General features: G+C 43.3%; 19 protein-coding genes. 13 read left to right on the top strand and 6 right to left on the bottom strand.

From position 1 onward, the window contains the following. The first annotated feature begins 3 nt into the window (after positions 1 to 3). From ACQKL0_RS00780 to ACQKL0_RS00770, 3 genes are all read left to right on the top strand, one after another. On the top strand, positions 4 to 1389 hold the full coding sequence (locus ACQKL0_RS00780; RefSeq protein ID WP_427685706.1) for a bifunctional metallophosphatase/5'-nucleotidase: 1386 nt from the start codon (positions 4 to 6) through the stop codon (positions 1387 to 1389). Positions 1390 to 1449: 60 nt separating this feature from the next. Further along, positions 1450 to 1752, top strand: coding sequence for a YunC family protein (locus ACQKL0_RS00775; RefSeq protein ID WP_402870974.1), 303 nt, complete (start codon positions 1450 to 1452; stop codon positions 1750 to 1752). A 143-nt stretch (positions 1753 to 1895) separates the two neighbouring features. Further along, complete coding sequence (locus ACQKL0_RS00770; protein WP_427685704.1) at positions 1896 to 3002, top strand: HD-GYP domain-containing protein; 1107 nt, start codon at positions 1896 to 1898, stop codon at positions 3000 to 3002. Between the two features lie 15 nt (positions 3003 to 3017). Here the strand turns inward: ACQKL0_RS00770 and yunB are convergent, their stop codons facing one another. Together yunB and ACQKL0_RS00760 are read right to left on the bottom strand one after the other, a co-directional pair. After that, positions 3018 to 3776, bottom strand: a complete 759-nt coding sequence (gene yunB / locus ACQKL0_RS00765) for a sporulation protein YunB (protein WP_402954355.1) — start codon at positions 3774 to 3776, stop codon at positions 3018 to 3020. Between the two features lie 90 nt (positions 3777 to 3866). Then, positions 3867 to 4832, bottom strand: coding sequence for a M23 family metallopeptidase (locus ACQKL0_RS00760; RefSeq protein ID WP_402955114.1), 966 nt, complete (start codon positions 4830 to 4832; stop codon positions 3867 to 3869). A 233-nt stretch (positions 4833 to 5065) separates the two neighbouring features. Between ACQKL0_RS00760 and lipA the strand changes: the two genes are divergently transcribed. Then, on the top strand, positions 5066 to 5980 hold the full coding sequence (lipA, locus tag ACQKL0_RS00755; RefSeq protein ID WP_402870983.1) for a lipoyl synthase: 915 nt from the start codon (positions 5066 to 5068) through the stop codon (positions 5978 to 5980). A gap of 48 nt (positions 5981 to 6028) precedes the next feature. Here the strand turns inward: lipA and ACQKL0_RS00750 are convergent, their stop codons facing one another. Beyond that, entirely contained in the window at positions 6029 to 6682 is a 654-nt protein-coding gene (locus ACQKL0_RS00750; protein ID WP_402871337.1) for a YhcN/YlaJ family sporulation lipoprotein, read from the bottom strand. A gap of 123 nt (positions 6683 to 6805) precedes the next feature. Here ACQKL0_RS00750 and ACQKL0_RS00745 point away from each other — a divergent pair, with 123 nt between their 5' ends. After that, positions 6806 to 7081 (top strand): YutD family protein, encoded by a 276-nt coding sequence (locus tag ACQKL0_RS00745; RefSeq protein ID WP_230159383.1) that lies wholly within the window; start codon positions 6806 to 6808, stop codon positions 7079 to 7081. A gap of 41 nt (positions 7082 to 7122) precedes the next feature. Here ACQKL0_RS00745 and ACQKL0_RS00740 read toward each other — a convergent pair whose 3' ends face one another. Both ACQKL0_RS00740 and ACQKL0_RS00735 read right to left on the bottom strand, forming a co-directional pair. Then, positions 7123 to 7416 carry a cytosolic protein gene (locus tag ACQKL0_RS00740; RefSeq protein ID WP_402870984.1) on the bottom strand — a complete coding sequence of 98 codons (294 nt, stop codon included), beginning with the start codon at positions 7414 to 7416 and terminating at the stop codon, positions 7123 to 7125. 66 nt (positions 7417 to 7482) lie between these two features. Beyond that, positions 7483 to 7749: a DUF3055 domain-containing protein gene (locus ACQKL0_RS00735; protein WP_402871339.1), complete on the bottom strand. Its 267-nt coding sequence runs from the start codon at positions 7747 to 7749 to the stop codon at positions 7483 to 7485. Positions 7750 to 7979: 230 nt separating this feature from the next. Between ACQKL0_RS00735 and ACQKL0_RS00730 the strand changes: the two genes are divergently transcribed. Genes ACQKL0_RS00730 through ACQKL0_RS00720 form a run of 3 tightly spaced genes read left to right on the top strand, consistent with a single transcriptional unit; the run spans position 7980 to position 10530 of the window. Continuing rightward, positions 7980 to 9278: an EAL domain-containing protein gene (locus tag ACQKL0_RS00730; RefSeq protein WP_427685702.1), complete on the top strand. Its 1299-nt coding sequence runs from the start codon at positions 7980 to 7982 to the stop codon at positions 9276 to 9278. Between the two features lie 22 nt (positions 9279 to 9300). Beyond that, entirely contained in the window at positions 9301 to 9738 is a 438-nt protein-coding gene (locus tag ACQKL0_RS00725) for a DUF86 domain-containing protein (protein WP_402870987.1), read from the top strand. A 24-nt stretch (positions 9739 to 9762) separates the two neighbouring features. Continuing rightward, positions 9763 to 10530 carry a TIGR01457 family HAD-type hydrolase gene (locus ACQKL0_RS00720; protein WP_427685700.1) on the top strand — a complete coding sequence of 256 codons (768 nt, stop codon included), beginning with the start codon at positions 9763 to 9765 and terminating at the stop codon, positions 10528 to 10530. Between the two features lie 78 nt (positions 10531 to 10608). Here ACQKL0_RS00720 and ACQKL0_RS00715 read toward each other — a convergent pair whose 3' ends face one another. Next, positions 10609 to 11106 (bottom strand): phosphatidylglycerophosphatase A family protein, encoded by a 498-nt coding sequence (locus ACQKL0_RS00715; protein WP_402870991.1) that lies wholly within the window; start codon positions 11104 to 11106, stop codon positions 10609 to 10611. A gap of 150 nt (positions 11107 to 11256) precedes the next feature. Between ACQKL0_RS00715 and yutH the strand changes: the two genes are divergently transcribed. From yutH to thrB, 5 genes are all read left to right on the top strand, one after another. Continuing rightward, the gene (gene yutH / locus ACQKL0_RS00710; RefSeq protein WP_427685698.1) at positions 11257 to 12258 is read left to right on the top strand and encodes a spore coat putative kinase YutH; all 1002 of its coding nucleotides are present in this window, start codon (positions 11257 to 11259) and stop codon (positions 12256 to 12258) included. 119 nt (positions 12259 to 12377) lie between these two features. Then, positions 12378 to 13295 (top strand): SH3 domain-containing protein, encoded by a 918-nt coding sequence (locus ACQKL0_RS00705; protein WP_403125180.1) that lies wholly within the window; start codon positions 12378 to 12380, stop codon positions 13293 to 13295. A gap of 177 nt (positions 13296 to 13472) precedes the next feature. Beyond that, positions 13473 to 14771: a homoserine dehydrogenase gene (locus ACQKL0_RS00700; protein ID WP_402871000.1), complete on the top strand. Its 1299-nt coding sequence runs from the start codon at positions 13473 to 13475 to the stop codon at positions 14769 to 14771. Continuing rightward, entirely contained in the window at positions 14768 to 15829 is a 1062-nt protein-coding gene (gene thrC, locus ACQKL0_RS00695; RefSeq protein ID WP_402871001.1) for a threonine synthase, read from the top strand. Before ACQKL0_RS00700 ends, thrC begins: the two co-directional genes overlap by 4 nt. Beyond that, on the top strand, positions 15826 to 16770 hold the full coding sequence (thrB, locus tag ACQKL0_RS00690) for a homoserine kinase (protein ID WP_402871003.1): 945 nt from the start codon (positions 15826 to 15828) through the stop codon (positions 16768 to 16770). The genes thrC and thrB overlap by 4 nt, the downstream gene beginning before the upstream one ends. Positions 16771 to 16858 lie beyond the last annotated feature (88 nt).

The following is a 16858-nucleotide window of genomic DNA, read 5'->3' as shown; positions in this document are numbered from 1 at the left end:
ATGATGTCAGAAATCATACATCTATATCACACCAATGATTTTCACAGTCATTTTGAAAATTGGCCTCGTATTGATAAGTTTCTTAAAGAAAGAAGACAACTTCATCAAGAAACGGGAGAGGAAGCGGTCATACTAGATATAGGAGACCATGTCGACCGCTGGCACCCATTCTCAGAAGGTACGATGGGTAAGGGGAATATTGACCTTCTGAACGAAGCGGGTTATCAATATGTAACAATCGGCAATAACGAAGGCATTACATTGCCTCATGAAGCGTTGGATACTTTGTATAATAAAGCTCATTTCAAGGTATTGGCAGCGAATATCTATTACCTGAACGATACTAGGCCCCAATGGGCGCTTCCTTACTGGATACATACCACGAAAAAAGGTACAAAGCTTGGCATGATCGGGCTGACCGCCTTTTTCCAAAAGTTTTATCGTGCATTGGATTGGCATATTGCCGATCCATTTGCGGAATTACAAAAACAGATAGAAAAGATCAAGGAAATGGCAGATGTAGTGATCGTTCTTTCTCATCTGGGCATACATGATGACGAAAGAATGGCAGAAGACTTTCCGGAAATAGATATCATTCTTGGTGCTCACACCCATCATATTCTTCATCAAGGAAAACTCGTCAACCAAGCATTACTTTGTGGTGCGGGAAAATATGGGTTTTATATTGGTCAAGTGGAATTGACTCTTAATGACAAAAAAGAAGTAATCAAGAAGACGGCCATGCTCTACGATACCAACGACCTTCCCGAATTGGAGGGCGAGCGGAGCTGGATTGAAGAGATGAACCAAGTCGGGAGGGATGCTCTCAAACAAGTTGTCCTATCCTTACCTGAACCTTTGGAGAATGATTGGTTTAAAGTGTCGCCGCTTACGAAGATTCTAGGTGAAGCGTTACGAGAGTGGAGCGAAGCGGACTGTTCCTTTGTGAATGCTGGGCTGTTATTGGAAGGCTTGCCACAAGGTCCCGTCTCCAAAGGGGATATTCACCAGATCTGTCCCCATCCGATCAATCCGTGCATCGTTGAAGTGAATGGCCGGGAATTGAAGGAAATCCTCATGCTTTCCCGAAATGAGGAGTGGCCCCATATCCAGGTGAAGGGCTTCGGATTCCGAGGAAAGATCATGGGAGTCATGCACTATGATCAAATAGAATTTAAACGGACGAAAAACGGAATCGTTAAAGAAATCAGCGTGAAAGGTACAAAGATTCAACCGGATCAAACCTATAAACTGGCCCTACCAGATATGTTTACGTTCGGGCACTTCTTCCCAAGCATCCAGCGCTCCAAACAAAAGGAGTACTTAATGCCGGAATTTTTACGTGATATCCTTTTATGGAAGTTGAAAAAAATGTATCCCGACAACTAGGTATATATCACGGTTTCCCCCTCTTTTTCATAATATATGAGAAAGAGGGGGCGAAACCAATTGATTAACATGATGCCAATAATGATCGATAGCAAAACATTCTTAGCCATCTCCGTCCAACTGCCCAAAACCAATCTGCTTGCCGTAGCATCCGAAAAGGGATATATCATGTGCGGAGCATTAGACGTCGGTCTTTTGAATGAAACGTTAAAGGACCGGAAAATCCTTGCAGGAAGGGCTATAGGCGTTAAAACGATAGAAGAGTTACTGGATGCACCTCTCGAAACCGTTACGTGGGAGGCGGAAGAAAAGGGCATTTACCGGGGAATGATTGGAAGGAAGGCATTAATGAAAATGATTTAACCATAAAGGCTTTCCTTTAAATAGAGGGGGCCTTATTTTTAATTGAAAAAAATAAATAGGTTTCAGGTTGAATTTCCACAAATATAGCCGATATTTCCTATAAGGAACTATTTAAAATTTTGAATCTGAAACGGAGTATTAGTATGAGGCTATCCATTACAGCGTCGCTTAATCCGGGAGAGCGGCTCGGTATGAACATCTATAATGAGCAGGGCACCATCCTTTTGAGCGAGGGGCTAACATTGACACAAAAAATGATCAATCGATTGGTTGCCCTTAATATTCCCTTTGTTTATATTCAAGATTCTAGAACGGATGACATCATGCCAAAGCCACCGATTTCTGGGGAACTAAGGCGAGAGGCCCTTCAAACGATAGAAGCCACTTTTCTGGAAATCAAAAATGGCGTCAAGGTGAATAGTGCATTTACCATCGAGAAGGCCGCGTTGAAATTCACCCATCTCGTACGAAGTATCATGGAAGAGTTGAAAAACAGCAACGAATTGCTGACTTTACTGGCTGACGTCTATACATATGATGATTATATTTTTACTCATTCCTTTAATGTGACGCTATACACACTTGCTTTAGGTATGGAATTGAAGCTAGAAAAAAAACAGTTAGAAATTCTTGGGCTGGGCGCCATTCTACACGATGTCGGCAAGATGCTTGTACCAGTGGATATCTTGAGAAAGCCGGGTAAGCTAACCGAGGAAGAGTTTGAGCAAATTCAAAAGCATCCCGAGTATGGATTTCATTTAATTAAAAACGTATATACGGTTTCACTCATCGTCGCGAATTGCGCCTATCAACACCATGAAAGGCTGGATGGGTCTGGATATCCCCGTGGGGTCAGGGGGGACGAAATTCATTATTACGGTAAAATCATTGCGGTCGCCGATGTATTCGATGCGGTTACATCTAATCGCGTTTACCGCAAGGCGATGCTTCCCCATGAGGGCTTGGAAATCTTATATGCAGGTGCAGGGAAAAAGTTCGACAAACAGATAATCGAGGCTTTTCGCCGGGCGGTGGCCATTTATCCTAACGGATTAACTGTGGAACTGAATGATGGGAGAAAAGGAATCGTCTCTTCCCAAAACGAGGGAATAGGGGATCGACCCGTTGTACGTATCCTTGAGGAACCTAACCATAAAGTAGTGCATCCATATGAGGTGGATTTACGGACAGACCTCCATTTGCTGATAAAGGAGTGCCTGAATATACAAGAAAACAGCTTAACCTTATAAAGGGCAAGCTGTTTTTTACTTCTTATCTTCCTTCTCGTCCTTCATGATGGCAGGAGCGACCGTGCCGCTTCCGTTGCTATAATAACTTGGGACATCCCCCTGCATCAAAATGCTGCCAACCTTCACTTCCTGGCTGACTTTGGTTTCTTTTGTGAATGAGGGGATGACAATCTGGATATTGACATTGAAATCGACGGCCATTTCGTAATACACATTATTGATGCCGGCGTTTGTGAGTTTGGTTTTTAAATCCGACTGGACATTCCCGATGACGGACATTTTCACGGGAATCTTGGGTCCATAATTGGAAAGAAGGCTATTTCCGGTTACCACCCCTAAGGGGACATAATACACCACCGTTTTATATTGTTCATCATTAAGTTTGGCTGGTTCCTTTTTGTTGAAGGGATTTCCCTTTTTAATTCCGAGATTATTTTGAATGTCCTTTGTGATGTTGGAACGTAATTCATTATAGATCCCAGGGTTAAAGCTGTAGGAGGGGTTGGCATCGTCATTTTTGTTGGTGACGATGATCTTTTCCATATCGACTTTAGAGATATTGTCATCAACAGCTTCGTGAATGGTCTCGGTTGCAATCCGCTTGATTTCATTTTCTGCCACTTTCATGATGACCGGTTCAATTTCCTTATCAACGTAACGAAGCGTCAGGATGCTTGATAGGATAAAAAGGATGAATGAATAAAGAAAAACCTTTCTGGTAGGAAGAGGTCCTTTTTTGCGGAACTTTTTTGGGCGGAATCTTTTTCGAAACACACTTTAGCCCCCTTTACTAATACTTATGCATAAAGTTCGGGGGTTTATGTTCGTTATATAACAAAAAGCAGCGAAGGAACCCAACGCCGCTCATCTTGTTTTTTTTGCTAAATCCTTTCGTTCCCACATTTTCAAATAAGGATAGGGATCAAAACTCCACTCGGTGATTCCATTATCTTTATACATCCCATAATGGAGATGAGGCGGGAATTTTCCGGATGTCCCGGGCGGTCCGTAACCCGTACTGCCCACACCGCCGATGACCTGACCAGGCTCGACGATTTGTCCCACCTTCAAACCTTCAGAAAAACCGCTTAAATGGGCGAAGTAATGGTACGTATTGTTTAGGTCACGTATGCCAATCCGCCACCCTCCATATTTATTCCACCCCTTCATTTCAATGATCCCATAACACGTAGAACGGACGGGAAGGCTATAGTCCGCGAATATATCCGTTCCTTCATGAATCCTTCGGCCTCCCCATCCTCGAGCACTCCCCCATGTATTTAAATACGTATAATGAGTCCGTACGGGTACAGGGAAGGCTTTTTCCTGTAAATCTAGCCTGCCATACTTTTTATAGATATGGGCGTGGCCAATGATGATGCTGACTGTCTTGTCCCTTTTATAATAATCAAATAGTCCAATCCGGATATTATCTTCATCTGTGCCGTAATACAGGAGATGCTTGGCAAAGGCATATAAACGGTCGGTGTCGTTTTCCAGTTCCGCTTTTCCGTCCCCGTTGCCATCCTGCCCCAATCCATCGAAGAAAGAGATGGAAAGCGGGTTTGAGTCGGTGAGGTTAGGATTGAGGGCCCCTCTCCACCTCGAAGGCTCCATGTGGATCCCTATCAGGCCCTTGGCCGGTTCCAAATCGTTCCGGGAAAGTCGCAGGCTATGTTCGTATTGGTCGGCTCCTGCAAGGTAATACCAAGGAATCTGCAAGGTGGCCTCCATGTTTTTATATAGTTCCATCCTCCCTTGATAGGGATCCGGGGTTTCGGCTGCCGATACTGATGGAATATGGGTATTCAAACAAAACAAACAGGCGATGAAGAAAAGTAATCCCTTTTTCAAAGAGGCAGCTCCTTTCGTAGACAATTCGTATTCATCCTTTCGTGTAGCTGGACATCGAGCTAAATGCTTTTCTTTCTGCTACTTCTATAGTTTTACTGATTTAGCTTTAAACATGAAAAATAAATAATGGTAAACCTCCTATAACTTGTATATTTGCGTTATTATTGTTAAAGTAGGGTGTCATAATTTCTCAGAATGGAGTGACTTTCTTGTCTACTACTAATAAAGAAATTCTTCGTAAACCAGACTGGCTGAAAATTAAATTAAATACAAATGAAAATTATATGGGTCTGAAAAATATGATGAGGGAAAAAAATCTTCATACCGTTTGTGAAGAGGCAAAATGTCCGAATATACATGAATGCTGGGCGGTTAGACGGACAGCCACATTCATGATTTTAGGTGAAATTTGCACGAGGGCTTGCCGGTTTTGTGCAGTCCAGACAGGCCTTCCCAATGAATTGGATTGGGCCGAACCTGAACGTGTAGCGGATTCCGTCGTGTTAATGAATCTAAAGCATGTGGTGATTACGGCCGTGGCCCGTGATGATTTAAAGGATGGGGGCGCCGCTGTTTTTGCTGAAACAGTCCGGGCGATCCGGCGTAAGAATCCGTTTACATCCATTGAAGTCCTACCTTCTGACATGGGTGGCGAATACGACAATATTAAGATGTTGATGGATGCTAAGCCTGATATCCTGAACCATAATATCGAGACGGTAAGAAGCCTTTCCGATAAAGTACGGGCTAAAGCGAAATATGAGCGATCATTGGAGCTATTAAAAAGGGCAAAAGAATTACAGCCGGAAATACCGACAAAATCCAGTTTAATGGTAGGGCTAGGGGAGACGCGTGAAGAAATCCTTGAAACCATGGATGACCTTAGAGCACATCATGTGGATATCATGACGATCGGCCAATATTTACAACCGACGAAAAAGCATTTAAGGGTGTTGAAATACTATACACCGGAAGAGTTTGCGGAATTAAAGGAAAGGGCATTGGAAAAGGGGTTCAGCCATTGTGAATCCGGTCCGCTCGTCCGTTCTTCCTACCATGCAGATGAACAGGTGAATGCTGCGGCCAAGCATAAACATAGTAAAGGTGAAGAGTTACTGAAATAAAAAGGAAAGGACCGATTCTTATTCGGTCCTTTCTTAGGTTCATGCTAGTTAATCCATGGTCTTTTGACGAATGTTATCATGACGATCTCTTTTGTCATTCATCATTTCGCCATTTTCATTTTCTACATTACTCATCTTGTAGCCTTGAGGGGACTTGAGCATATTTTTGATGGTTTGTTCAATTGTATAATCCATTCCTTGACTGCCAGAACCCAGTGTGGCGAAATTCTCGATATCCTGTGCGTGTGTTTGGTCGTCACTTACATATACATGATAGTAACGGGGTACGACGCCCATGGCAGTACGTTTCACCTGGTCAGCCGTTTCAGTCCGGTTTTTTGAATCCGTATCATAAACGACTAGTACTTCCTCATCCGTGACGAGTGTAGCGACGTCATTGACATTTGGTAGCTGAACGCTTAGTGTTGAAATCATATCAGCTAGCTGTTCGCGATCGATGGAGGCCGTTTTATTGTCGATGTTTCTTCCATCAACGGTCGTTTTATTCGTACGGGTAAAGCCGAAATCGTCACGATTGGTGTCTTGATTACGATTATCCTCGTCATAATACTTCGACGGGTTATTTACATTTTGTGGGTCACCTGCACCCCTGTCATTATTCATCAAACCGTTGCTTTGATCTTGATTGCCCGAGCAGCCCGTTAGAGCAATAATTGAGCTTAAACCTACCGTTAGGATCATTTTTTTCAACGGAAACACCCCCTTGTCTAATAGGGTGAACATATTTCTTGATTTTTCGCTTAGTAATTAATGGGGAATCAGTTATAATTTAAAGAAGGAATGCATTTTAAAGAGGTGAAACGTATGATCAACATCAATAACCTGACGTATGAAATCATTGAAGACGAAAGAGAAGGCTATAATGAAGAAGCATTTAAAGCAAGATACAGTGAGATATTAACGAAGTATGATTATATTGTCGGGGATTGGGGTTACGGTCAATTGAGACTCCGCGGTTTTTTCGACGACACTAATCAGAAAGCCACCTTTGACACGAAAATTAGCACGCTCAGTGAATATCTATATGAATACTGTAATTTTGGTTGCCCGTATTTCGTCGTAAAGAAAATTAAAAAGTAAAAAGAGCCAGAATGGATTCTGGCCTTTTTCATTTCTCTCGATCATGAGTTTCCGTACCCTTTATATGGAGGTTGAATATGTTTTTCCGGGTCATCATGGGTTGGATGAGCACCGGGATACTTCCGCTGTAGGTTTTCATGAAGCGATTTATTTTCATAATTGAATGCACTCTGATAACGTTGTCCTTCTAGCCACGGCGTGGTTTTATTCTCAACGGGAGCATCCTGATTAATGGGCGATCCGAACGGTCCCTCTGGAAACTCTTCTGGAATTAGAAAGTCCTGTTGTTTTTGCACGGTTGAAAAATCGTGGTATGTTTCCTCTTTTTTATCCAAGGCAATCCCTCCTCATGTACTCCATACATTCAGTAGGTTACCCTCTTTTAAGAAAAAACGGCGCACTTAGATGATTTCCATTAAAAAGTGGGTAAGTTCCTCCGCTTCCGCTTCTGTCAGTGAAAATGCATGTTCAAGATAGCCTTCCTCTTCCAAATCATCCGGCCCGATAATGGCAAAACGATTGCTCTGCATATTCAGCACAAGTTTTTTTCCATAAAAACGGTCGGTCATCGTAATGGCAAAATCATATCTGGATTCCTCTCCCATAAAACTAATGAACCTGGTTTTCGTATCAACTAAATCATTGTATAAATAAAAACGATCTTCCACAGTATCACACCTTTCCCCTTTGCCTGCAATTGGTAGTACCATCATCATAACAAAACGGCTGCCATAGGGAAACAGACATTTTTGTCGCCTGCCAAGTTGCCGTTTCTTCAAGAAATGAGTATTTAGTATGAAGTTTCTGATAAAACGACAAAATTTTTCTGTTTTAAGCTAAAAAAATCCCTATTTATGTTAGAATATAGGAAAAATAACCCGGAATAGAGGAAGATTCTATGACATCGTTAAAGGGTAAAGGGTATATATTACTAGGAAAGTGGTTCAAGGTATTTTCCTCATCAGCCAAACTTCGGTTCTACCCGCCACAGTTCGCCCTAAGAAAGCCAGTGGTTCGGGCGGTGGAAGCGGCTATTTCCCATGATTATGAAGTGGCAGTCATAGTTTTTAACGTAAAAGAATTACTCGAACTTAAAGAAAAGGGCCAGCACGAAGAACTTCCCCAGTTCATTACCAGTTTGAAACAGGCATTTAAAAAGGTTGTAATAGATCAAGTACGGGAAGAAAACCTATTGACGATACATGACTATTATTCAGACGGCATTACTCTCCTAATGAACATAAAAGGGTCGTCGGAATCATTGATCTATATGGATGAATTAATCCGTTCCATTTCCAGGGAAGTGAAAGAAAGGTTGCTTAGTGTTAACCCTGAACAACCGGTCACTTTAAACACAGGATACATGTTCGTGGAGCATAAGCATTATTCGATTGAGGGAGCCCTTGATAAAGCGCATAGGCAAGCGGTCACCATGGCAGAAGCTGAATCACCGATGAATGAAATGCGGGAATCGATTAATCAAATTATCGAGAATGGGAATATTAACTTACTGGCACAACCCATTTTTGATGTGGCGACCAATCAAATCAAGGCATATGAAGTGCTGACCCGTGGCCCGCGTGGTACGGAGCTCGAGAACCCATTGGCGCTTTTCGCAGTGGCTAGGCAGACGGGGCGGTTATATGATTTGGAGAAAATCGTTTTGGAAAAGTCCTTCAGACAGATTTCCGAGAATGAGTCCCCCCAGAATGTGTTTATCAATTTCACCCCGGTAACGCTCAGTGATCCCCGGTTCGTAAATGAAGTAAAGGATATGCTCAAGAAATACAAAGGTGTGCATGCTAATCAGATCGTCATGGAAATTACCGAAAGAGACCCGATTCTAAATATAGAAGAATTCATTGAAAGCATTAGAGGGTTACGTGAATTGGGGTTCCGTCTAGCGGTGGATGATACGGGAGTAGGATACTCAAGTCTCTACGCGATCATAGAAATCATGCCGGAGATCATAAAAATCGATCGATCGGTCATCGAGAATATCGATCATAATACCGTGAAAGAATCGATGTTAAAAGGACTTTTACTGATTGCCAAGGAGACAGGATCCGTTGTCGTGGCAGAAGGAATTGAGAGTATAGGAGAAGCTATGGTATTATCAAGGAATAGGGTTGATTTGGCGCAGGGGTATTACTACGCTAGACCTTCAACTGTAGATAAAATTTCTATATCATCTTAAGAATCAGAAAGGATCTGGGAGTATGTACTTTGTAGACCGACAAAAAATCGGACGGATTTTAGAGTATCTGGAAAAACAATTGGAGCTTTTTGAAGGACAGGAAAGCTGGAACGGGAAACTTATGGAACATAGTGTCGAGAGGATCATTCAAACCTCCATTGATTCCGTTTTGGATGCGGGGAATGCCATGATCGATGGTTTCATTATGCGTGACCCAGGTAGCTATGAAGATATTGTCGATATCCTGCTAGACGAAAAGGTCATTACCGAACCGATTTCCTTACAATTTAAAAAGGCATTGCCATTAAGAAAGATGCTCGTTCAGGACTTCATTGAAGTGGATCATACAGTGCTCCTAACCGTTTTCAAGGAAAACATTGAAGCATTCAAGCAATTCCCTGAGTTAATAAGGAACTATTTATTAAACGAATTGGGCCCAGTTTCAGCATTCAAAAACTAATTTGGTTAAATAGGGGGAATGTGCATGAAGGCGTATAAAGGATATTTAATTGACTTAGATGGCACAATGTACCGTGGCACCGAGCAAATAGCGGAAGCGGCCGGTTTTATAAATGAGTTAAGAAAAAGGGACATCCCTTATTTATTCGTGACCAATAATTCATCCAGGACACCTGAGCAAGTGGCCCAAAAGCTGCGCAGTATCGGAATTGCGACTGACGATGCCCAGGTATTCACGACAAGCATGGCGACGGCAAACTACATTGCTGAACAAAAGGAAAATGCGTCCGTCTATGTCGTGGGTGAAGAAGGCATTATCGAGGCGTTGAGAGAAAAGGGTATGAAACTTGTTGATGAACATCCTGATTTCCTGGTCATGGGCATTGATCGTGGCGTGAATTATGAAAAGTTATCTAAAGCATGCCTTGCTGTCAGAAATGGAGCCGTTTTCATTTCGACGAATGGCGACATCGCCATTCCTACCGAACAGGGTCTTTTACCAGGGAACGGGGCGTTGACTTCTGTCGTTTCCGTTTCTACGCAAGTTCAGCCGATTTTCATCGGTAAACCGGAATCTGTCATCGTTGAGCAGGCCCTTAGGGTATTAGGCGTGCCTAAAGAACAGACAATCATGGTCGGCGATAATTACGATACGGATATTTTGGCAGGGCTTAATGCAGGGATTGATACCTTACTTGTACATACGGGCGTCACGACAAAGGAACGGTTAAAGGAATACGAAAAACAACCGACTTATGTGGTGGATACCCTCGATTTATGGCAGTTTGAGTAAAAAAGGATCCAGGTTTGCAGATGCAGACCTGGATCTTTTTTGTTTTAACCTACGTGCTCCCCGCTTTCCATTATGGCGTCATTCCACGTTTTCGACCCGGTGTGCGAGCCGGCTGGATGCAGCAGCGGCTATGGCACCGACGATATCATCCAAGAAGGTATGGACCTTGCCGGTGCTTTTATCGTTTAAATATTTTAGGATACCCGGTTTTTGCTTGTCGATAAATCCATAATTGGTGAAGCCAATCGACCCGTATACATTGACTATGGATAAAGCCAATATTTCATCCACGCCATATAGTCCTTCATCGATCTCAATGATGCTTTGAAGGGGTTCTTCAAGCAGTTTTTTTTCGGCTAACATATCCAGTTGGATGCCGGTAAGGATCGCATTCTGCACTTCGCGTTTCGAAATGACCCGTTCAACATTGTGGAGGCAGTCTGCCATTTGCAAGTCTTCATGGTAGCTTGATTGTAGATACATGACCAGCTCTGCGATATCCTCCACTTTCACTCCTCGTTCACCAAGCCATTTTCGAGCTGTTTGTTCAGACATTGATTGTTTTATATTAGTCATTTCATCATCCAATCTCCATAGTTATAGGATAAATTTTTCATGCGTGAATTTTCGGTATCGATAGTTATTCAGAAAAGAGCGTATTCCTCATATATATAAGTATATGATGCCCAATTTGTTTGTATCCATTTGATAAGGGAGGAAAACGCTATGATAGAAGAAATCATTTTTAATAATTACGGAATCGAGGTGGAGCGGGAGGAAGCCAATAGCCGGTTTCCTAGCTTTCGTTCCGGGCCTTGCATTTACAGCATCGTTCCATTAGAAGACAGGGAACAAGAGGAATTGGCAGAGCGCCATAGAATGGCTGAGCACATGATTGCCCTAGGAGATCGTCATGTTTCAGCGTTCGTCCTTGCCAATCACGGCAGTTTTGTTTCGGAAGCGGAGGACCAATTATTTATCCTCCTTGCCAATGAGGACTTGGAAGGGCCGAAAAATTTCAATCCGGGACGTCACATAGCAAGGTTCCACCAACGTGGAAGAGCCATAACGGAGACGATTCGATCCTGTTCACGGATTGGCCAATGGAAAGAACTTTGGGAGCAAAGAATCGATCAGCTGGAGAACATTTGGAGGGACAAATTAAAAGCCCATCCGGATAACCCATTCGAAAAAATGTTTGTAGAAACCTTTCCCTATTATATGGTACTAGGTGAGAATGCGATTCAATATTTAGTCGACACGGAAATCGATGATACACCACAACCTATAGACAGCGGTACGGTGTGTTATGAGCGGTTTTTAAATGATACCTGGAAGAACAATAAGTGGATGAAGAATCCGTTTGATTGGGTATTTGACCATGGGACACGGGATGCCGCGGAATGGGTGAGGGAGCATTATTTTCAAAATGTGCATACGCATCAACGGGGCATCAACACCTTTTTTCGTGAATATCAAGGCATTGAACCATTCTCCAGTTTCTCGGCACGCTTACTGTATTCAAGAATGCTGTTTCCCATTCATTACTTTGAGGCAGTTGAAGAGTATTTCTCAAAAGTATCAGAAGCAAGATCGAATGAATTGGAAGATAAGCTGTCCTCCATCACGAATACATCGGAGAAGTATGAGACGTTTCTCAAGCAGTTTTACGATTTGGCCGAAATTCCAGTTAACCATTTTAACCTTCCGAAGATTGATTGGATTTAAAAAAAACTGGAAGAAATATGATACCACCTCATTTACTATGTTATGATAATAATATGATTTTTTAGAATAGTTCGATAAGTGGTTTCGAAACTTGTTCAAGTGGAGAAAGGATGCATGCAATGAAACGTACAATGCTGGCTTTATTGATTGTCCTATTCGTTTTTCCAGCTGCGGTTTCTGCCAAGACAACAATCAAAACCAGCTGTGATGCGACGCAGTTCAAAATTGTACTTAAAACGACAACGGATTTGAAAGAGTCGGCATCGACGGACAGTAAAACAGTAGAGACATATCGGAAAAATAAAGAGTTATCGGTCATTGGGAAGACGGGTAATTGGTATAAGGTTTGCCATTCCAACCATACTGGTTTTATTGCCATGAAAAATGCCAGGGAAGTATTTAGCTCAGGCGAGAAGACCATCCTCAAGAAATTGGATAAGCGGAAAGATATCAGCCAACTCGTAGCCGCCACAGGCAAAACCATGGGTGGGATGAAGGTGACAATCCGAACCTATGAGAAGAAGAAGGGTGAATGGCGGCGAGCCTTAGGCGATATGAAGGGCGTTACCGGGAAGAATGGATTCACGAAGAATAAGAAAGAGGGCGACGGGAAAGCACCTGTCGGGATGTATTCTTTCGGAACGGCCTTTGGAAGCACATCCAAGCCAGATAAAGTGAAGATGGATTACCGGAAAACAACCAAGTATGATTATTGGATCGATGATCCGGCGTCCAACGACTATAACAAGTGGGTCACGTATAAAGGAAAGAATCCGTATGAGAAATGGAAATCTTTCGAAAGGATGAACCATGAACTTTATAAATATGGAGCCGTCATCAATTATAATAGGAATCCGATCATCAAGGGAAAGGGCAGTGCAATCTTCCTTCATATATGGAGAGGGGAAAACAAGCCAACAGCGGGTTGTACAGCTACTTCCGAGAAGAATGTCCTTAGCTTGCTGAAGTGGATGGATCCCGAGAAGAATCCGCACATAATCATGGGGACGTATGATTCGTTGAACTCTGTGAAATAAATACGAGGTTCGCCCTTAAACGTCGGTTTTTCCTGTCATACCTAGCAAGGACTTCGAAAAAGAATTGAAAACTGTATATTCTAACTATTGATAATTGAACGAATAAAACATATAATGTCTACTATACAAATACAAATGTTTTCTTGGGGAAAACAGATACTTTAAGGGGGAACCAAAATGAAAGCCATCTCGATCGGATTATTGGGGCTGGGCACTGTCGGGTCCGGAGTCGTACAAATCATTGAGAGACATCAAGACAAGCTCATGCACCAAGTAGGTTGCTCAATCACCATTAAGAAGATACTGGTCAAAGATACGTCAAAGGAACGACTCGTATCGGTGGATAACAGTATGCTAACTTCCAATCCGGAGGATATTCTTTCAAACCCTGAAATCGATTTAGTTATTGAAGTGATGGGCGGAATTGAAGAAACGCGTGAATACTTAATCAAAGCCTTGAAAAATAAAAAAAATATCGTAACGGCCAATAAGGACCTGATGGCCCTGTATGGTCCGGAACTTTTGGAGTTAGCCACGGAAAACCAATGTGATTTATTCTATGAAGCAAGCGTGGCCGGGGGCATCCCGATATTGCGCGGTTTAGTTGATGGGTTATCCTCGGACCGGATCACAAAAATGATGGGGATCGTTAATGGAACGACAAATTTCATCCTAACGAAGATGAGCAAAGAAGGAAGGGCTTATGAAGACGTGCTGAAAGAAGCTCAGGAACTGGGTTTTGCCGAGTCCGATCCGACCGCGGATGTAGGTGGACTGGATGCCGCACGGAAAATGGCCATCCTATCGACTCTCGGTTTTTCCATGAATATCGGCTTGCATGATGTCGAAGTGCAGGGGATCACAGAAATAACCGAAGAGGATCTGAGATACAGCCAAAAGCTTGGCTATACCATGAAGCTGATTGGCGTAGCGACTAGAACGGGGGATAGGGTCGAAGTTAGCGTGCAGCCGACTTTGCTTCCGGAGGAACATCCACTAGCTTCTGTAAACAATGAGTATAATGCAGTGTACGTTTATGGTGAAGCAGTGGGGGAAACGATGTTTTACGGCCCTGGGGCAGGTAGCCTGCCAACAGCAACGGCTGTCGTTTCGGATATGGTAACGGTCATCAAGAATATGAGATTGGGCGTGAACGGGAGAAGTGCCGTTTCTCCTCAATACCCGAAACAATTAAAAGATCATACGGAGATTCTGGCTAAGTTCTTCATTCGACTCCATGTACAGGATGAAGTGGGTGTCCTAGCTAGGATCACGAATTTATTCGCGGAGCATGGGGTCGGTTTCGATAAGATCCTACAATTGCCGCTGGATGAAAAAGAGTCCTCGGAAATTGTATTGGTTACCCATAAAGCCCCAATGGCGGCTTTCGATCAAATTAAATACGAATTGAATGATTACAATATGGTAAAAGAAGTGAAAAGCACATACCGTGTAGAAGGAGAGGACAACAAATGAGTTGGCAAGGACTAATTAGCGAATATAGAGAATTTTTACCTGTAAATGAAGATACACCGGCATTATCCCTTTTAGAAGGAAATACACCTTTGATTAAATTGGACCGTTTATCAGAAGAGTGGGGAATTGAGCTCCATGTAAAATACGAAGGAGCCAATCCAACGGGATCATTTAAGGACCGTGGAATGGTCATGGCCGTTGCCAAAGCGATCGAGGCTGGAAGTGATACGATCATCTGTGCATCCACGGGGAATACATCAGCTGCGGCTGCTGCTTATGCGGCGCGTGCCAATATCCGTTGCATTGTTGTCATTCCAGAAGGAAAGATTGCCATGGGTAAATTGGCTCAAGCGGTTATGTATGGAGCAGAGATCATTTCGATTGAAGGCAATTTCGACCAAGCTTTAAAGATCGTCCGGTCCCTTAGCGAACATTCACCTATCACTCTAGTAAACTCAGTTAACCCATATCGGATTGAAGGTCAGAAGACGGCTGCGTTCGAAATTTGTGATGCGCTTGGATCTGCGCCTGATATTTTGGCATTGCCAGTCGGGAATGCGGGGAATATCACCGCGTACTGGAAAGGGTTTAAGGAGTACAATGAAGGAAAACAGACAGGGCTACCTGAAATGAGAGGGTTCGAAGCCGAAGGGGCAGCAGCGATTGTCCGTGATGCGGTCATTGAAAACCCTGAAACGATCGCAACCGCGATACGAATTGGTAATCCTGCCAGCTGGAAGTTTGCTGTGGAAGCGGCAAGTGAATCAAATGGTAAAATTGATGAGGTAACGGATGAGGAAATCCTTGAAGCCTATCACTTCCTGGCTAAAAAGGAAGGCGTATTTGCTGAACCGGCATCATGTGCTTCCATTGCCGGCGTGTATAAACAATTAAAAAGCGGCGAAATCAAAAAAGGAAGCAAAGTTGTGGCTGTCCTTACTGGAAATGGATTGAAGGATCCGAACGTGGCTGTCGATACAAGCACGATTCATCCGACATTACTACCAATGGATGAAAAAATCATTTTAGAACATTTACAAGGTGTGAACCAGGCATGAGTGCGGAATCGGAGATGTTTTTGATCCGTGTGCCAGCAAGTACGGCTAATCTTGGGCCCGGGTTCGATTCAATCGGTCTTGCCCTTGGATTGTACTTGGAGATACACGGATCCCTATCGAATCATTGGGAAGTCATTCCGCTTTCTGAGGAAATGTCCGTTTTCCCGAAAGATGACACGAATTACATCATTCAAATCGCAAAGAAAACGGCGGCATATTATGGGAAAGACCTGTCACCGTGCCGGATTTCCGTTTCTAGTGAAATCCCGCTTGCCAGGGGACTTGGAAGCAGTGCTTCAGCCATCGTAGCCGGGATTGAATTAGCGAATCTAGTCGCTAAACTGAACTTATCCGCTGAGGAAAAAAACAGACATGCCTCTACTTTTGAGGGACACCCGGACAATGCAGGGGCCTCTGTTCATGGTGGGTTGGTCGTCGGTATGCATACGGATGAAAAAACGGATGTTCTTTCATTTCCGATAGAAGGGGTAAACGTCATTGCCGTGATCCCTAACTTTGAATTGCTTACGGAGGATTCAAGGAATGTCCTTCCCGAAACACTTCCGTATAAAGAAGCAATAAGCGGAAGTGCGGCAGCTAATGTGCTACTTGCGGGAATCTTGACGAATAACTGGGATCTTGTCGGTCAAATGATGCAGAAAGATCGGTTTCATCAACCCTATCGCGCTGGCTTAGTGCCGCATTTAGCGGAAATCGAAGAAATTGTACGTCGGGAAGGCGGCTATGGTGCCGCTCTAAGTGGAGCAGGTCCGACCGTCCTCAGCCTAGTGTCTGGCGAAAAAACAGCACAACTGCTAAGAAGTTTGAAGGAAGCATTTCCTGACTTTCAGGTGAAAGAGCTGAGGGTCGACAATGATGGAAGCCAGACGGCGATCCTATCAGAGGAAGAGAAGAAGGAATGGAGCTTTAATAAATCATAGATGTTCATTGCAACAGTAAAAAAGCTGATTCCCTTTAAGCCGTATCAATCAAGGATTGATAGGACTGATAAAGCGGAGTCAGCTTTAT

Origin of the sequence: Peribacillus sp. NPDC097264 (assembly GCF_050277925.1) — a bacterium.
Classification (GTDB): domain Bacteria; phylum Bacillota; class Bacilli; order Bacillales; family DSM-1321; genus Peribacillus.
This window is presented reverse-complemented; position numbering and strand designations above follow the sequence as displayed.

What these genes read in the sequence shown, in the direction of transcription:
- ACQKL0_RS00780 (WP_427685706.1), top strand. Translation starts at nt 4, where the DNA reads ATGTCAGAAATCATACATCTATATCACACCAATGATTTTCACAGTCAT.
- ACQKL0_RS00770 (WP_427685704.1), top strand. Translation starts at nt 1,896, where the DNA reads ATGAGGCTATCCATTACAGCGTCGCTTAATCCGGGAGAGCGGCTCGGT.
- ACQKL0_RS00750 (WP_402871337.1), bottom strand. Translation starts at nt 6,682, where the DNA reads ATGATCCTAACGGTAGGTTTAAGCTCAATTATTGCTCTAACGGGCTGC.
- ACQKL0_RS00745 (WP_230159383.1), top strand. Translation starts at nt 6,806, where the DNA reads ATGATCAACATCAATAACCTGACGTATGAAATCATTGAAGACGAAAGA.
- ACQKL0_RS00730 (WP_427685702.1), top strand. Translation starts at nt 7,980, where the DNA reads ATGACATCGTTAAAGGGTAAAGGGTATATATTACTAGGAAAGTGGTTC.
- ACQKL0_RS00725 (WP_402870987.1), top strand. Translation starts at nt 9,301, where the DNA reads ATGTACTTTGTAGACCGACAAAAAATCGGACGGATTTTAGAGTATCTG.
- ACQKL0_RS00720 (WP_427685700.1), top strand. Translation starts at nt 9,763, where the DNA reads ATGAAGGCGTATAAAGGATATTTAATTGACTTAGATGGCACAATGTAC.
- ACQKL0_RS00715 (WP_402870991.1), bottom strand. Translation starts at nt 11,106, where the DNA reads ATGACTAATATAAAACAATCAATGTCTGAACAAACAGCTCGAAAATGG.
- yutH (WP_427685698.1), top strand. Translation starts at nt 11,257, where the DNA reads ATGATAGAAGAAATCATTTTTAATAATTACGGAATCGAGGTGGAGCGG.
- ACQKL0_RS00705 (WP_403125180.1), top strand. Translation starts at nt 12,378, where the DNA reads ATGAAACGTACAATGCTGGCTTTATTGATTGTCCTATTCGTTTTTCCA.
- ACQKL0_RS00700 (WP_402871000.1), top strand. Translation starts at nt 13,473, where the DNA reads ATGAAAGCCATCTCGATCGGATTATTGGGGCTGGGCACTGTCGGGTCC.
- thrC (WP_402871001.1), top strand. Translation starts at nt 14,768, where the DNA reads ATGAGTTGGCAAGGACTAATTAGCGAATATAGAGAATTTTTACCTGTA.
- thrB (WP_402871003.1), top strand. Translation starts at nt 15,826, where the DNA reads ATGAGTGCGGAATCGGAGATGTTTTTGATCCGTGTGCCAGCAAGTACG.